The organism is Burkholderia sp. AU45251, from assembly GCF_030482905.1.
Classification (GTDB): domain Bacteria; phylum Pseudomonadota; class Gammaproteobacteria; order Burkholderiales; family Burkholderiaceae; genus Burkholderia; species Burkholderia aenigmatica.
In genome coordinates, this window is record NZ_JAUJQH010000011.1 from 105,528 (window position 1) to 121,114 (window position 15,587).

Annotated in this window: 17 protein-coding genes; 9 read left to right on the forward strand and 8 right to left on the reverse strand. The window is 67.2% G+C overall.

The window, feature by feature from the left end; genetic code table 11:
• Positions 1 to 109: 109 nt before the first annotated feature.
• The 7 genes from QZM67_RS21825 to QZM67_RS21855 form a co-directional block, all read right to left on the reverse strand.
• Positions 110 to 901, reverse strand: a complete 792-nt coding sequence (locus QZM67_RS21825) for an aspartate/glutamate racemase family protein (RefSeq protein ID WP_301806596.1) — start codon at positions 899 to 901, stop codon at positions 110 to 112.
• Positions 902 to 911: 10 nt separating this feature from the next.
• On the reverse strand, positions 912 to 2,396 hold the full coding sequence (locus QZM67_RS21830) for an NCS1 family nucleobase:cation symporter-1 (protein WP_301806598.1): 1,485 nt from the start codon (positions 2,394 to 2,396) through the stop codon (positions 912 to 914).
• A 150-nt stretch (positions 2,397 to 2,546) separates the two neighbouring features.
• Positions 2,547 to 3,251 carry a GntR family transcriptional regulator gene (locus QZM67_RS21835; RefSeq protein WP_175023869.1) on the reverse strand — a complete coding sequence of 235 codons (705 nt, stop codon included), beginning with the start codon at positions 3,249 to 3,251 and terminating at the stop codon, positions 2,547 to 2,549.
• A gap of 307 nt (positions 3,252 to 3,558) precedes the next feature.
• Entirely contained in the window at positions 3,559 to 4,497 is a 939-nt protein-coding gene (ldcA, locus tag QZM67_RS21840) for a muramoyltetrapeptide carboxypeptidase (RefSeq protein WP_301806600.1), read from the reverse strand.
• Between the two features lie 108 nt (positions 4,498 to 4,605).
• Entirely contained in the window at positions 4,606 to 5,208 is a 603-nt protein-coding gene (gene tadA, locus QZM67_RS21845) for a tRNA adenosine(34) deaminase TadA (protein ID WP_301806603.1), read from the reverse strand.
• A complete protein-coding gene (locus tag QZM67_RS21850) occupies positions 5,205 to 5,606 on the reverse strand; it encodes a DnaJ family domain-containing protein (protein ID WP_043187968.1) in 402 nt (133 codons plus the stop codon). The genes tadA and QZM67_RS21850 overlap by 4 nt, the downstream gene beginning before the upstream one ends.
• Positions 5,607 to 5,857: 251 nt before the next feature.
• Positions 5,858 to 6,127: a DUF4148 domain-containing protein gene (locus QZM67_RS21855; RefSeq protein ID WP_175023872.1), complete on the reverse strand. Its 270-nt coding sequence runs from the start codon at positions 6,125 to 6,127 to the stop codon at positions 5,858 to 5,860.
• A gap of 500 nt (positions 6,128 to 6,627) precedes the next feature.
• Here QZM67_RS21855 and QZM67_RS21860 point away from each other — a divergent pair, with 500 nt between their 5' ends.
• A complete protein-coding gene (locus tag QZM67_RS21860) occupies positions 6,628 to 7,710 on the forward strand; it encodes a LuxR C-terminal-related transcriptional regulator (protein WP_301806606.1) in 1,083 nt (360 codons plus the stop codon).
• Between the two features lie 72 nt (positions 7,711 to 7,782).
• Here QZM67_RS21860 and QZM67_RS21865 read toward each other — a convergent pair whose 3' ends face one another.
• Positions 7,783 to 9,003 carry an MFS transporter gene (locus QZM67_RS21865; protein ID WP_301806609.1) on the reverse strand — a complete coding sequence of 407 codons (1,221 nt, stop codon included), beginning with the start codon at positions 9,001 to 9,003 and terminating at the stop codon, positions 7,783 to 7,785.
• 298 nt (positions 9,004 to 9,301) lie between these two features.
• Between QZM67_RS21865 and QZM67_RS21870 the strand changes: the two genes are divergently transcribed.
• From QZM67_RS21870 to QZM67_RS21905, 8 genes are all read left to right on the forward strand, one after another.
• Positions 9,302 to 10,072 (forward strand): GntR family transcriptional regulator, encoded by a 771-nt coding sequence (locus QZM67_RS21870; protein ID WP_175023874.1) that lies wholly within the window; start codon positions 9,302 to 9,304, stop codon positions 10,070 to 10,072.
• Positions 10,069 to 11,808, forward strand: a complete 1,740-nt coding sequence (locus QZM67_RS21875; protein ID WP_301806611.1) for a fumarate reductase/succinate dehydrogenase flavoprotein subunit — start codon at positions 10,069 to 10,071, stop codon at positions 11,806 to 11,808. Before QZM67_RS21870 ends, QZM67_RS21875 begins: the two co-directional genes overlap by 4 nt.
• Before the next feature lie 11 nt (positions 11,809 to 11,819).
• Positions 11,820 to 12,065 (forward strand): ferredoxin family protein, encoded by a 246-nt coding sequence (locus QZM67_RS21880; RefSeq protein ID WP_043190913.1) that lies wholly within the window; start codon positions 11,820 to 11,822, stop codon positions 12,063 to 12,065.
• Positions 12,066 to 12,108: 43 nt separating this feature from the next.
• Entirely contained in the window at positions 12,109 to 13,110 is a 1,002-nt protein-coding gene (locus QZM67_RS21885) for a HEAT repeat domain-containing protein (protein WP_301806612.1), read from the forward strand.
• A complete protein-coding gene (locus QZM67_RS21890; protein WP_175023877.1) occupies positions 13,107 to 13,403 on the forward strand; it encodes a DUF971 domain-containing protein in 297 nt (98 codons plus the stop codon). Before QZM67_RS21885 ends, QZM67_RS21890 begins: the two co-directional genes overlap by 4 nt.
• 101 nt (positions 13,404 to 13,504) lie before the next feature.
• On the forward strand, positions 13,505 to 14,389 hold the full coding sequence (locus QZM67_RS21895; RefSeq protein ID WP_301806613.1) for an NAD(P)-dependent oxidoreductase: 885 nt from the start codon (positions 13,505 to 13,507) through the stop codon (positions 14,387 to 14,389).
• Positions 14,390 to 14,440: 51 nt separating this feature from the next.
• Entirely contained in the window at positions 14,441 to 14,914 is a 474-nt protein-coding gene (locus QZM67_RS21900; RefSeq protein ID WP_301806616.1) for an NUDIX hydrolase, read from the forward strand.
• A 94-nt stretch (positions 14,915 to 15,008) separates the two neighbouring features.
• The gene (locus QZM67_RS21905) at positions 15,009 to 15,458 is read left to right on the forward strand and encodes an acetyltransferase (protein ID WP_301806617.1); all 450 of its coding nucleotides are present in this window, start codon (positions 15,009 to 15,011) and stop codon (positions 15,456 to 15,458) included.
• Positions 15,459 to 15,587: the final 129 nt, after the last annotated feature.

The window sequence follows — 15,587 nt, forward strand, 5'->3', positions numbered from 1 at the left end:
CGCATCGACTGCGCGGGTGCCGGAGGCTGGCTGCGCAAGCCGATGCGATGACGGCCCAGTGTAGCGAAAACGCCCATACGCGCCCATACAGCGGCGCAGATAGTGCGTGTCAGACGGTGTGTATGTGCGGTTGCGGCAAATTCGGGACCGGTTCCGCCTCATCCCCGTCCGGCGGGCTGAAGCGGGCGAATGCGCCGTCATAGCGCTTCGGCAGCGGCCGCGCGTAGTCGCCGCGCTTCGCGGTCGCGAGGCGCAGCGCGACGAGCGCCTCGGCCCACTTGACGGCCGCCGTGACACCCTCGACCACCGGTGCGCCAATCTGCTGCTCGATCTCGTGCGCAAACTCGGCCATCCCCGCGCAACCGAGCACGATCGCGTCGGCGCCGTCCTCGTCGAGCGCACGCCGGCATTCGTCGACGATGATCCGGCGCGCAGCCGAGCCCGGCCGGTCGAGTTCGAGCACGGCGACGTCGGTCGCGCGCACGTTGCGGCAGAAGCGCTTCATCCCGTAGCGTTCCGCGAGGTGCCACGCCATCCCGCAGGTGCGCGCGAGCGTCGTGACGACCGAGAAGCCCGGCGCGAGCACGCTCGCCGCATGCATCGCAGCCTCGGCAATGCCGATCACCGGCCCGCGCGCGAGCTCGCGCGCCGCGTAGAGGCCCGGATCGCCGAAGCATGCGATCACGTACGCGTCGCAGCCATCGCGCTCGCCCTGCGCGATCTCGGCGAGGAGCCCCGGCGTCGCGAGCGCCTCGTCGTAATACCCTTCGATCGACGGCGGGCCCATCGGCGGGCTCACCGCCGCGATCTCCGTGCCGGCGGCCGCGACCTCGCGCGCGCAGCGGCCCATCGCGTCGGTCATCCGCTGCGTCGTATTCGGATTGATCAGTCGGATCTTCATTGCACGCTCCTCAGGCCTTCGCGCTCACGAGCAGCCGGTAGAAGACGAAGCCGAGCCCCGCGCCGATGAACCACGAGAAGTTCGCGACGCCTTGCCAGCCCGGCACCATCACGCAGACGATCGCGATCAACGCGGCCGGCAGCAGCGCGGCGAGCGCCCGGCGGTTCACGCCGCCCGTGTACCAGTACGTGCCGCTTTCCGACATCGTGTACAGGTCGTCGCGCACGAGCCGGCCGCGCTTGACGAGGTAGAAGTCGGCGATCAGCACGCCGTACAGCGGGCCGATAAACGCACCGAGCACGTCGAGCGTGTAGTGGATCACGGCCGGGTTGTTGAACAGGTTCCACGGCGTGATGAAGATCGACGCAACGGCCGCGAGCATCCCGCCCGCGCGCCAGCTGATCAGGCGCGGCGCAACGTTCGAGAAGTCGAACGCGGGCGACACGAAGTTCGCGACGATGTTGATGCCGATCGTCGCAATCGTGAACGTCAGCGCACCGAGGATCACCGCGGTCGGATGGTCGATGCGGCCGACCGTCTCGACGGGATCGGTGATGAGTTCGCCGAACACCGGCAGCGTCGCGGCCGTCGTGATCACCGTGACGAGCGAGAACGCGAGGAAGTTGACGGGCAGCCCCCAGAAATTGCCGCGCTTCACTTCTCCGAACGAGCGGCAGTAGCGCGAGAAGTCGCCGAAATTCAGCATCGGCCCGGAGAAGTACGACACGACCAGCGACACGGCGGTGATCATCACCGGAATCACTTCCGCGCCGTGGTATTTCACGCCACCGAGATTGATGCCGATGTTGCGCCAGCCCGCGCGCCACACCATGTAGCCGGCGAGGATGAACATCACGACGTAGACGGCCGGCCCCGCGAAGTCGATGAACTTCTTGATCGTCTCCATCCCGTTCCAGAACACGAACGCCTGGAGCACCCACAGCAGCATGAAGCCGGCCCAGCCGACCGCCGACAGCCCGAGGAAGCCGTAGTGGTGGACATCCGCATAAGGCAGCCATTGCGGGAAGAATTTCAGCACGACGATCACGAGCGCGCTCGACGCGAGATAGGTCTGGATGCCGTACCACGCGATCGCGATCAGCCCGCGGATCACGGCCGGCACGTTCGCGCCGAGCACGCCGAACGTCGCGCGGCACGCGACCGGATACGGCACGCCGACCTGCTGGCTCGGCCGCGCGATCAGGTTGCACAGCTGGTTCACGATACCGATCCCGACGATCAGCGCGATCAGCACCTGCCAGCTCGTCAGCCCGAGCGCGAACAGGCTGCCCGCGAACACGTAGCCGCCGACGCTGTGCACGTCCGACATCCAGAACGCGAAGATGTTGTACGAACCCCATGTCTGATTTTTCAGGGGTGCCAAATCTTCGTTGTACAGACGTTCGCTGTAACCGTTCGGCAGTGCCGGGTCGTCGCCCTCGCCGCCTTCTTCCGCCGGATAGGCGCTGTCGTGCGCCACACTGAACTGAGCCATGACTTCTCCTTGACGCGGCCGCGCGGCCGCTCCACCGTCATCGATATCGCTCCGGATCGACGCCCGGAGTCGGACCAGCGGCCCGCGGCAAACACCGCGGGCCTGCATTTCGCTCGTTCTTGTGGCGCGCGGCCGGGTTCGCGTCGCCGCTCAGGCGCCGCCGAACACTTCGCGCAAATCGACCTGCCCTTGCGCGGGCCGGTCCAGCATCTTCAGTTCGACATGCTGCAGGTGGTGCGCCATCAGCGTCACCGCCCGCTTCGGATCCCCCGCCTCCAGCGCGCCGAGGATCTCGTCGTGGTCGTCGCACGAGCACGGGCTGCGCCCGTGCGATTCGTACAGCGCCGACATCAGCGTCGAGCGTGCGACGAGCCCTTCGAGGCACTCGCTGAGCGTCGCATTGCCCATCAGCGTGGCAAGCGTCGTGTGGAATTCGCCCGACAGGCGGATCCAGGCGGCGAAGTCGTGCCGCTCGAATGCCTTGCGTTCCTTCTCGATCAGCGTGGCGACCCCTTTCAGCCGCTTCGCGCCGGGCCCGGTCGCGAGCCGCTCGACCACGGCGAGCTCGATGATCCGGCGCATCTCGAACACCTCGTGCACGTCCTGCAGCGTCGGGCTCGCGACGAACGCACCGCGGTTCGGCTCGAGATCGACCAGCTTGTCGGTTGCGAGCTGCGCGAGCGCCTGGCGGATCGCCCCGCGCTTCACGTTGAACACATCGCAGAGCTGCGCCTCCGTCAGCTTCGCGCCGGGCGCGAGCCGATGCTCGAGGATCGCCGTGCGGATCCGCTCGGCGATCGCTTCGGGACTGGCTGCACCGGACGGGTGGGATTCGGGCTCGTTCATGATCGGCATCGTGTGATGATCCTCATCCTAGGGCGGACATAAAGATTGTCAACAATTCTTTTCCGGCATTGCGCACAATCGGCGTGCATCGATGCGACCCCGTTCGGTGCACGATGCGCCGAATCCAGGCACGACAAGGACAAGACGCACGACAGAGGCCATTCTCGTCGTATACCCTTCCGGCTATTTTGTTGACAAAACTGGTGCAATATCCGGTGTGGACCCTGCTGGTGCCGACGAAAAATATAGACCGTTAGTTGCGCACTTACATAAGGAAAAAGGCGGGAAACCCGCCTTTCGCTCGATCGCGCCCGCCTTAGCCGAGATGCGGATAGTCCGACAGCGTGAGCCGGAAACCGTGCGCATTCGCGACCAGTTGCGCCTGCGCGCCGAACGGCAGCGTCAGCAGGTCGGGCACATGGCCGAACTGGAGCCCCGTGACGACCGGAATCCCCACCACCGCACGCACCTGCTCGATCATCGCCTGCATGTCGTAGCCGTTGTCGTACTCGAACGGCCGCGCGCCGGTGAACTGGCCGAGCACGAGCGCCTGCTGGCGCGCGAGCAGCCCCGACAGGTGCAGTTGATAGATCATCCGTTCGATCCGGAACGGCTGCTCGTTGACGTCCTCGACGAACAGGATGCCGCCTTCGATGTCGGGCATGTACGGCGTGCCGACGAGCGACGTGAGGATCGCGAGGTTGCCGCCCCACAGCGTGCCCGTCACGTTGACGGTCTGCACCTGCGGCGCTTCGGCGATGATCGTCGTGCTCGGCTGCGTCAGCGTCTGCCAGAAGTGCTGCATCGTGAAATCGCTCGGCGTTTCCGCGCCGAAGTCGGCGGACAGCATCGGGCCGCCGAACGTCTTGATGCGCGCCTTCGCGTACAGCGCGAGCTGGAGTGCCGTGAAGTCGCTGTGGCCGACGAGCGCGACCGGCTGGTCGCGCAGCCTGCGTTCGAGCCCGCGATAGTCGAGCCCGTGCAGAATGCGCGCGGCACCGTAACCGCCGCGCACCGCGAGCGCGATGTTCGGCAGCGGCCGTTCGGGATCGGCAAGGCGGTTCAGGTCGCCCGCCCGCTCGCCGTCGGTGCCGCCGAACCGCTGGAAGCGCCGCTGCGTCGCCTCGATGTTCTCGACGCGGTGCTGCGCGGTGCTGAGGCGCTCGAGCGCACGATTGATCGCGTCGGGGTCGTGCGGATAGCCGGACGGCGCAAGCAGGCGGATGGTGTAGGACGCGGCGGGCTGGAAGGACATGGCGAAGGGTGTCGGGTCGTCAAACCTGCTTAGAGGGCCTGAACCGTCTCCGGTTCACGGAACCGTGGACGCCCGGCTCGCGCCGGGCAACGCGCGCGGCGGGCGCGCCTATGACGTGCCGGATTCGGCGTCGCGGGCCAGCCGTGCTTCGCGCAGCGCACGACGGCGCTCGGCGAAGAACGACTTCAACGCGGCACCGCACTCGTCGGCGAGCACGCCACCGGTCACTTCGGTATGGTGATTCAACTGCGGATTCGCGAACGCGTCGATCACGCTGCCGCAGGCGCCCGTCTTCGGGTCGGCGGCGCCGTAGACGACCCGCGCGATGCGCGCATGCATGATCGCGCCCGCGCACATCAGGCACGGCTCGAGCGTCACGTACAGCTCGCAGCCGGGCATCCGGTAATTCTGCAGATGCTGCGCGGCCATGCGCAGCGCGGCCATTTCCGCATGGGCCGACGGGTCGTGCCCGCCGATCGGATGGTTGAAGCCGCGAGCGATCACTTCGTCGCCGCGCACGAGCACCGCACCGACCGGCACTTCGCCGGCCGCGCGTGCCTCTTCGGCGGCGGCCTGCGCAAGACGCATGAAATGCAGGTCGCGCGCCGATACGGGCGCGGCTTCGGGAACGGGAACGGGAGAATCGGCGGTAGATTCGGCCGCCGGAGCGGCCGCCGACCCGGCTGCGTCGTGCAGCGCGTCGGACGTCACATCGGCCCCGCTTCGGCGGACGCTTCGTCGAGCCCGCGCTCGCACAGGCGTTCCGCGATGCGCCGGCAGTAGTCGCGCGGCATCACCATCGGGCCACCGCGCAGCGATTCGAGCGCCATGTCGAGCGCGAGGATCTTCGCCTGCAGCCGGCACCGCGCGGCACGGTCGCTGACCGCCTGCACTTCGTCGTGCAGGTTGCGCAGCGCGCGCAATTGCTCGACGGCCGGCGGCACGAAGCCCGCATTCTTCAGGATACGGTTGGCCACCCGCACCTCCTCGGGTACGAGCAGGTCGTCATCCAGCGCCTGTGGCGCGCCGGTACCCGGCAAATCGTCGAACTCGCGCCGCGCGGCAGCAGCGGCAATACGTTGTTCGACCAGGGCGTCAAGCAATCTCATCGGTCAATCGAAACAATGCGGCAGCCGAATTCTAGCAGGGTGACGCACGTGTGACAGGCACTTCGAACGAATGCTCGATATGCCATTGACGACACGCTCGCGCCGTGCTTGCGCGAGCGTTGTTCCAACCCCGTTTAAGACCATGCCGGCTCGTGGCCACGCATGGTCGAACCCCATTTCCGCACGCCGCCGATACCCGGCGCCGCCATCGACGCAGCCGCTTCGCTGCGGCCGCGTCGTCACGTCCGCCGCTACTGTCCGTTGTACAACTGATTGTTGAGCCGATCGAGTTCGCCCGACTTCTGCGCGCGCAGCAGTTCGTTCCGGACCTGCGCTCGCGTGAGCGCGGTCGGACTCCCCGCCTGCGACCCTGCGCCGGGCATGCTGCCCATCGACGTCGCGCTGATCGCGGCATCGGACGGCGGCGTCGACGTCGGCGCGCTCCCTTCCTGCGCCTGCGCGAGCCCCACCGCGCCCAGCACGCAGATTGCGGCCAGCGCCGCCTTGTACATGGTCTTCATCGTGGCACCTCACATGAAGCTGCAATACCCCCCAACGACGCGGGCGGCGCCGGCTTCCCGCCGTCCGCGCACTTCGACGTCCTGCTCGCGTGCCGTCGTATCCGGCGTGCACGCAACGTCGATCCTTGCTGGCAATCCCTCTGTTTCCCCCCGGGGCTGGCGCATCGACATGCGCGATTTCGTGCTGCGGCCACATTGCGCGTTTCGAGTTGTGTGGCTCGCGCATCCCGCCGCATCGCGAATCGGATATTCCGGTTGCATTCACGTTGCATCGGACGAATGCCGCACGCCGAATGCAACGGCATGTTCGTCACGTGAATACAACTGGAATGGAGCAATGATAGAAACCACGTGCCGCTTTGACGCCCCCTTGAAAGGGGGTAATTTCGGTCGTTGTCATGTTGGGCGTCTAAGCTGGACAGACAGGACGGCGCATGTGCAATCGGCCACGTCATCACGACGCGGCGCGCGTGTCCGATGCACGCTCGAGGAGCGTCTTCATGTCCGACAAGCACGTCGCGCTGGCGAGTCACATTCGACGACTCTGTTCGCTCGGCGTCGAGCCGCGCCTCGTCATTCCTCATGTGATTGAAGCCGCACGACACATCGTCGGTGCCGACTGGGGCATGTTCTTCTACGCCGACGAGCACTACGCGCTGTCGGACGTCTACAGCGAGAACGACACGGTCTACACGGTATTGCCGTCGTACTTCATGAACGTGCACAACACCGCCCGGCAGGAGGTGCTCGGCGTCACGTTCTCCGACGCGATGCGCCGCGGCCGCGGCTTCGTCAACAGCGCGCACTACGACGACGAGCTGCTGTCGAGCGAGATGTATGCGGACCTGTGGCAGCCGACCTCGATGCGTCATTGTCTCGAACTGACCGCGACGGACGGCACGCGCGGCTGGGGCAGCCTGCAGCTGTCACGCGCGCCCGGCAGTCGTCCGTTCTCGGAAAAGAATCATCGCGACATCGAACCCGTCGCCAGACATCTCGCGCACGCGCTGTCGCGGCCCGCGCAACTGCCGCTGCACGAGGCGGAAGGCAGCCTGTCCGCGATCGTCGTCGTCGATGGCGCCGGCCGGCTCCTGCTGCACAACAAGGAGAGCATCCGGATGCTGTCGCTCGCGACCGGCGAACCGCTCGCGTTCTATCGTCACGACCACTTGCCGGACTGGCTCGCCCCACTGCTGTCGAACGTCAACCGGATCTGGCGCGGACACCCTGCGCCACCCGCGACGCTCGAGCGCCGCAATACCGCCGGCCGCTTTCGCTTCAAGGCCTATCGCCTCGCCGACGCACGCCCCGTGCAGCGCGATTTCTCCATCGTGATCTACATCGAACATTTTCCGCCGCTCGAACTGGAGATCGAACGGCTCGGCTTCGAATTCGGGTTGACCGAACGCCAGCGCGAACTCTGCACGCAGCTCGTGCTCGGCCGCTCTCACAGCGAGATCGCGAGCGGCTTCGCGCTGCGCAACAGCACGGTCATCGATCACGTGCGCAAGATCTATCGCAAGCTCAACGTGCACAACCACGACGAATTGCGCAGCGTGTTCCGGGCCGGCTCGCACGACTAGCGCGGCATATCGTTCGTTTTCCTGATCGGCTCACATGTTCCGCTCGACACGCGGCGCATGGTCGAACCACAGTCATGCGGCTGCCCGCATCGGCCGCGCTTGCGGAAACGGACGAAACATCCCTGCGATCAGGCATGCGCCGATGCCGATCGCGCACGAACCGATGTAGAGCCAGCGGTAGCTGCCGGACGCATCGACGATCAGGCCGCCCGCGACGGGCCCCGCGGCCATGCCGAGGCCGCCGGCCATCGCGCAGCCACCGATCACCGTGCCCATCATCCGCTGCGGAAAATTCTCGCGCGCGAGCACCGAATACAACGGCATCACGCCCGCATAGACGAAGCCGAACAGCGTCGCGATCACGTAGAACCCGTCGAGCGTGCGCACGAAGCCATAGCCGAGCGCACCGAGCGCCTGCGCGAGCAGCCCGGCCACCAGCATGCGCTTCGCGCCGATGCGATCGCCCAGGATCCCGAACACGATCCGGCCGCCCATGCCGGCGAGCCCTTCGACGCTGTAGATCGATACCGCGACGGTCAGCGGGATCCCGCACGTCACCGCGTAGCTGACCGTGTGGAAGATCGGGCCCGAATGCGTCGCGCAACAGAAGAAGTTGGTCAGCAGCAGCACGATGAACGGCGGCGAACGCAGCGCATCCATGACCGACATCGCCGCAGGCTCGTCCGCCGGTGCAGGGGCCACCGGGGCCGCAGGCGCACCGTCGAGCGCGGGCGCCCGGCGCACCAGCAGCGACACCGGAATCATCACGACGGCCGCCAGCACCGCAATCAGCAGCATCGACGTGCGCCAGTCGCGTACCGACACGAGCCACGCGGCCAGCGGGGCCATCGTCATCGGCGCCATCCCCATCCCGGCCGACACGAGCGACACCGCCAGGCTGCGGTGCGTGTCGAACCAGCCCGTCACGCACGCCATCATCGGCGCGAATATCGCGGCCGTTGCGCCACCGACGGCGAGGCCGAAAGTCAGCTGGAACGCGAGCAGCGACGGCGCACGGCTCGCCAGCGCCAGGCTCGCCGACAGCAGGACGGCGCCCGTCATGACGACCGGGCGCGTGCCGATGCGATCCGACAGGCTGCCCCACCCCATGCTCGCGAAGGCCATTGCGATGAAGCCGAGCGTCATCGCGCCGGAAATGCCGGTTATCGACCAGCCGGTGTCGCGTGCGATCGCACGCAGGAACACCGGCAGCGAAAACATCGCGCCGACCGCGATGCAGCCCATCAGGCCGCCTGCGGCGACGATCACCCAGCGGTATCGGGAATCCGGCATGGCGTGCCTCCTTTTCGTTACGGCAATGCCCGGGACCGGGTGCTACCCGCGTGGCGCCCTGTCCGGTCGACATGGATACGACGGGCGACGCATCGGGAAATCGACAGGCGCGGAACACGCGCCGGCGAATTTTTATGGCCGGCCGCTCCGCTCTGCCCGCAACCGGCGGATCGTCCGTTTGGTCTGTCCCCTGCCGGCGTGCTTTTCCGGAATCGGAAAGTTCAAATCAGAAATCGTTGGTTGGGACCCGCGAGCGCGCTGACTACACTCGATCAATCTTGTCATAACAAGTTGACCGATGACTTCACCCAACGTCGTGCCGCTGTCGATGGCCCCGCTCTACGTGCAGATCAAGGACACCCTGCGCGCGCGGATTCTCGACGGCACCTATGCGCCGCACAGCCGGATGCCGTCCGAGCACGAACTCTGCGCGATGTTCGACGTCAGCCGTATCACGGTGCGCCAGGCGCTCGGCGATCTGCAGAAGGAAGGACTGCTGTTCAAGCTGCACGGCAAGGGCACCTTCGTGTCGAAGCCGAAGGCGTTCCAGAACGTGACGTCGCTGCAGGGCTTCGCCGAGGCGATGTCGTCGATGGGCTACGAGATCGTCAACCAGGTGCGCAGTTTCCGCACCGTCAAGGCCGACCGCCATCTCGCGACCAAGCTGAACGTGCCCGAAGGCGCGCCGCTCGTCGAGATTCACCGCGTGCGGCTGCTGAATCGCGAGCCGGTGTCGCTCGAACAGACCTGGGTGCCCGAAGCCCTCGGCAAGCGCCTCGCGGGCGCCGATCTCGCGACCCGCGACATCTTCCTGGTCCTGGAAAACGACTGCGGCATCCCGCTCGGCCATGCCGACGTGTCGATCGACGCGATCCTCGCCGACGACGAGATCGTCGATGCGCTGCATGTCGAGGAAAGCAGCCCCGTGCTGCGCATCGAGCGCCTCACGCACGACGCATCGGGCGCACCGATCGACTTCGAATACCTGTACTTCCGCGGCGACGCCTTCCAGTACCGGCTGCGCATCGACCGCCAGAAACCGCGCAAACCTGCAAGGACACAACGATGACTACTCATGTGCTCGAATACGACATCGTCGTGGTCGGCGGCGGCACGGCCGGCCCGATGGCGGCAATCAAGGCGAAGGAGCGCGACCCGTCGCTGCGCGTGCTGCTGCTCGAAAAGGCGCACGTGAAGCGCAGCGGCGCGATCTCGATGGGAATGGACGGCCTGAACAATGCGGTGATCCCCGGGCACGCGACACCCGAGCAGTACACGCGCGAGATCACGATCGCCAACGACGGGATCGTCGACCAGGAAGCCGTGCATGCGTATGCGCGGCACAGCTTCGCGACGATCGAGCAGCTCGACCGCTGGGGCGTGAAATTCGAGAAGGACGGCACCGGCGACTACGCGGTGAAGAAGGTCCATCACATGGGCGCATACGTGCTGCCGATGCCCGAAGGCCACGACATCAAGAAGGTGCTGTACCGGCAACTGAAGCGCGCACGCATCGCGATCACGAACCGGATCGTCGTGACGCGCGTGCTGACCGATGCGCAGGGCCGCGCGAGCGGCGTGCTCGGTTTCGACTGCCGCACGGCCGAGTTCCACGTGATCCGTGCGAAGGCCGTGATCCTCTGCTGCGGCGCGGCCGGCCGGCTCGGCCTGCCGGCTTCGGGCTACCTGATGGGCACCTACGAGAACCCGACCAACGCAGGCGACGGCTACGCGATGGCCTATCACGCGGGCGCCGCGCTCGCGAACCTCGAGTGCTTCCAGATCAATCCGCTGATCAAGGACTACAACGGCCCCGCGTGCGCATACGTGACGGGCCCGCTCGGCGGCTTCACCGCGAACGGCAAGGGCGAACGCTTCATCGAATGCGATTACTGGAGCGGCCAGATGATGTGGGAGTTCTACCAGGAACTGCAAAGCGGCAACGGCCCGGTGTTCCTGAAGCTCGACCATCTCGCGGAAGAAACGATCCAGACCATCGAGCAGATCCTGCATACGAACGAACGGCCGAGCCGCGGCCGCTTCCACGCGGGGCGCGGCACCGACTACCGGCAGCAGATGGTCGAGATGCACATCTCCGAGATCGGCTTCTGCAGTGGCCACAGCGCATCCGGCGTGTACGTGAACGCACGCGCGGAGACGACCGTACCGGGGCTCTATGCGGCCGGTGACATGGCGGCCGTCCCGCACAACTACATGCTCGGTGCGTTTACGTACGGCTGGTTTGCCGGGCAGAATGCGGCCGACTACGTTGCCGGCCGCGCGCATGCGCCGGTGGACGACGAACAGGTCGCCGCCGAGCGCACCCGCGTGCTTGCCCCGTTGCTGCGCGAGCGCGGCCTGGCGCCGGCGCAGGTCGAATACAAGCTGCGTCGCATGGTGAACGACTATCTGCAGCCGCCGAAGGTGACGCGCAAGATGGAAATCGGGTTGCAACGTTTCGACGCCATTACTGAGGATATCGAATCGATCAAAGCCGGTCATCCGCATGAGCTGATGCGCGCCGCCGAGGTGCGGGCGATCCGCGACTGTGCGGAAATGGCCGCGCGCGCGTCGCTGTTCCGCACCGAGAGCCGCTGGGGGCTGTACCACCATCGCGTCGACTTTCCGCAGCGCAACGACGCCGAGTGGTTCTGCCACACGTGGCTGCGCAAGGGCGCCGACGGCGCGATGCGCAGCGAGAAGCGAGCGGTCGAACCCTACGTCGTGCCGCTCGCCGACGACGAGCGCAGCGCCTACGCGCATCTGCGCATCCGCGAACCGGCCGCGCCCGCGGCCGCCCTCTGAGGAGCCCAACCGTGCCCCATACGCCGCACGACATCTTCCTGCGCAGCAGCGCGCCCGTCACGATCGACGAGGATCTGTGCATCGCCGACAAGGGCTGCACCGTCTGCGTCGACGTGTGCCCGCTCGACCTGCTCGCGATCGACGTGACGAAAGGCAAGGCCTACATGCAGTTCGACGAGTGCTGGTACTGCATGCCGTGCGAGCGCGACTGCCCGACCGGCGCGGTCAAGGTCGACATCCCGTACCTGCTGCGCTGATCGTGTGAGCGGCGGACTCTCACCCTCCCCCAACCTTGTACCCATGACCGCCCCTGCCTTCGCTTCCCCGCTGCCTGGCGCGCACGACCCCAACCCCGACCACGCCGCGCTCGTCGCCCGCCTCGCCGCGCCCGACGCGTCCGTGCGCCGCATCGCGCTGCTCGAACTCGCCGATCTCGAGGATCCCGACTACGTGCCCGCGTTCGTCGCGTCACTGAGCGACGATGCGTCGGCCGACGTACGCGGCGAAGCCGCCCGCGTGCTCGGCGCGTGGGAGCAGCCCGACGTCGTCGACGCACTGTGCGGCGCGCTGCTCGATCCGGACGACGGTGTACGCACCACCGCCGCGCAAAGCCTGTCCGAACTGAAGGACGCCGCATCGGGCGCGGTGCTGCGTCGCTGGGCCGACCGGCCGGAGCCGTTCGTGCGCGGCGCCGTGCTGCGCGGCCTGCGCGAACTGCGCAACCCCGATGCGTTGGCGCCCGCGCTGCACGCGTTGGATGCCGATGCGGCCGCCGTGCGCGCCGAGGCCGTCGCGGTGCTCGGCTGGCTCAAGGATGCGCATGCGTTGCCGCCGCTCGCGCGCGTCGCGACGGCCGACACCGATGCGGACGTACGACGTGCGGCGGTCGGCGCGCTCGGCTTCGCCGCGCCCGACGACGCGCCCGTCGCGACAGCGCTGCTCGCCGCACTGCGCGACCCCGCGTGGCAAGTGCGCGAGGAAGCGGCCGCGACACTCGGCAAGCTGCGGATCTCCGCTGCGAGCGCACCGCTCGTCGCCGCGCTCGACGACGACTACTGGCAGGTACGCCTGCGCGCCGTCCGTGCGCTTGGCCAGTTGCGCGACCGCACCGCCGCCCAGGCGATCGCCGACTTGCTCGCGCATGCGATCGGCAACCTGCGCAAGGAGGCCGCACTCGCGCTCGGCGAACTGCGCGAGCGCACGACCCTGCCCGCGCTGCACACCGCACTGGAGGATCGCGACCCCGAGGTTCGCAAGGCCGTGCGGATCGCGATCCGGCAGATCGACGAGGCTTCGCGATGATCGTACCGACCGAAATCGTGCTCGATCATCCGGCGCGCGCGCTGACGCTGCGCTGGCCGGACGGCGACACGCAGCATATCGGCTATGCGCAGTTGCGCCGCGGCTGCCCGTGCGCGGAATGCCGTCGGATCCGGTACGACGGCGGCCGTGTCGACGTGCAGCCCGGCCTCACGCTGGACGATGTGGAGCCGGCCGGCTACGGTATCCGTCTCGCGTTTGGCGACGGCCATGCACGCGGCATCTATCCGTGGCCGTATCTGGCCGGCATGAACGCAGCGCCGTCGCATCGCTAGAACCGCTTCCTGCGCGACGCGCGCGGCATCGCCGACACGCGAGCGAAAACGCTGCGATACTGACGGCCACGATCGTCTCCACTCACAGCGGGAGTCAGGACATGCAAACGGCAGTCGGATTCATCGGCCTCGGCGTGATGGGCACGCCGATGGCGCTCAATCTCGCGCGGGCCGGCACGCCGCTCGTCGCATGGAGCCGCTCCCACGGCAGCGACGACGCGCTGCGCGACGCCGGCGCACGCATCGCCGAGCACGCCGACGACGTGTTCGCAGCCTGCCGTACCGTGATCCTGATGCTCGCGAACGATACCGCGATCGACACCGTCCTCGGGCGCGGCACGCCCGACTTCAGTCGTCGCGTCGGCGACCACGTGATCGTGAACATGGGCACCACGTCGCCGGAATACTCGCGCGCGCTGGCCGACGAGATCGCGGCCGCGTCGGGCCGCTACGTCGAGGCACCCGTGTCGGGGTCGCGCAAGCCGGCCGAAGCAGGCCAGCTCGTCGTGATGCTGGCCGGTGCGCCGGACGACGTCGACGCGGTTCGCCCGCTCGTGAAGCCGCTATGCCGCGACAGCTTCATCTGCGGCGACGTGCCGTCGGCGCTGACCATGAAGCTCGCCGTCAACCTGTTCCTGATCACGATGGTCACCGGACTGACCGAAGCCACGCATTTCGCGCAGCGTCACGGCATCGATCTCGCCCGCTTCGCCGACGTGCTGAATGCCGGCCCGATGGCGAGCGACGTGTCGCGCGTGAAGATCGGCAAGCTCGTCGCGGCGGATTTCTCCGTGCAGGCCGCGATCACGGACGTGCTGAAGAATGCGCGCCTCGTCGCCGAGTCGGCGCGCAGCATCGGCATCGCGTCGCCGCTGCTCGATATCTGCCACGCGCTTTACGGCGAGACCGAACAGGCCGGGCATGGGTCCGCCGACATGGTCGCCGTGATCCGCGCAATCGAGCAGCGTACCGAGGACGGGCGATGAATCGTCGCCTGACGTCGCTTACCTGCCCACGCTTCGACGCATAGAACCATCATGTCCGATTCGTCGCCCGCGCCGACCGTGCGCCCCGTTCCCGCCGTGATCGGCGTCGTCCTCCGCGAACGCGACGTGCTGATGGTTCGCCGCGCCAATCCACCCGATGCCGGCTGCTGGGGGTTTCCCGGCGGCAAGATCGAAGCGGGCGAAACCGTCACGCGCGCCACCGTGCGCGAGATCGCCGAAGAAACCGCGATCGACGTCGAAGCGCTGGACGTGTTCACCGCACTGGATGCGTTCGATCACGATGCCAATGGCGGCCTGCGCCAGCATTACGTGTTGGTCGCCGTGTTGTGCAAGTGGCTGCGCGGCCTACCCGTTGCGGGTGACGATGCACTCGAAGCGCGCTGGTTCGATCTCGCCGAACTCGATCGTGACGATCTGCCGATGAGTGCGGGCGTGCGGGACGTGGCGCGGCGGGCGGTGGAACGGGCAGCCACCCTGGCCGAAACGCGTCGCGCTCCAGCCTGACATAATGCTTACTTTCCGCGTCGCCGTGCAGGCAGCCCGATCGGGACCCTGACGGCGCCGGCCACCTGTCGCGACTAAAACAACAAATCAAATCATGATCGGAATCCGCCAATCCACCCCGGCCGACGGCGCACGCGTGCTCGATATCTGGCGCAGCGCGGTCGATGCCACGCATCACTTCCTGAGCGACGACGACCGTCGCGCAATCGAATCCGAAGTCGTCGCGTTCCTGCCCGGTGCACCGCTCGATCTCGCCGTCGACGATACCGACCGTGCGATCGGCTTCATGCTTCTCGACGGCAGTCACATGGAAGCGCTGTTCATCGATCCTGCTCATCATGGCGCGGGGATCGGGCGCCTGCTCGTGGAAGATGCACTCAAGCGTCATCCCGACCTGTCGACCGACGTCAACGAACAGAACGACCAGGCGGCGGGATTCTATGAACGGCTGGGATTCAAGCGCTGCGGACGATCGCCGCTCGATGGGCAGGGTCGGGCTTATCCGTTGATTCACCTGCGTTATCGCGGGAGCGATCAAGCCTGAGCGGTATCACGCAAGCGCATGCCCTCTGCGTGCGGCTTCGCGTCGTGCGCTTTTGTCGACGACCCAGCCGCGCATCCGAGCGCGTTCGATGCCGCGATACCCGCGACATCCCTGCCTCACCGGTATCGC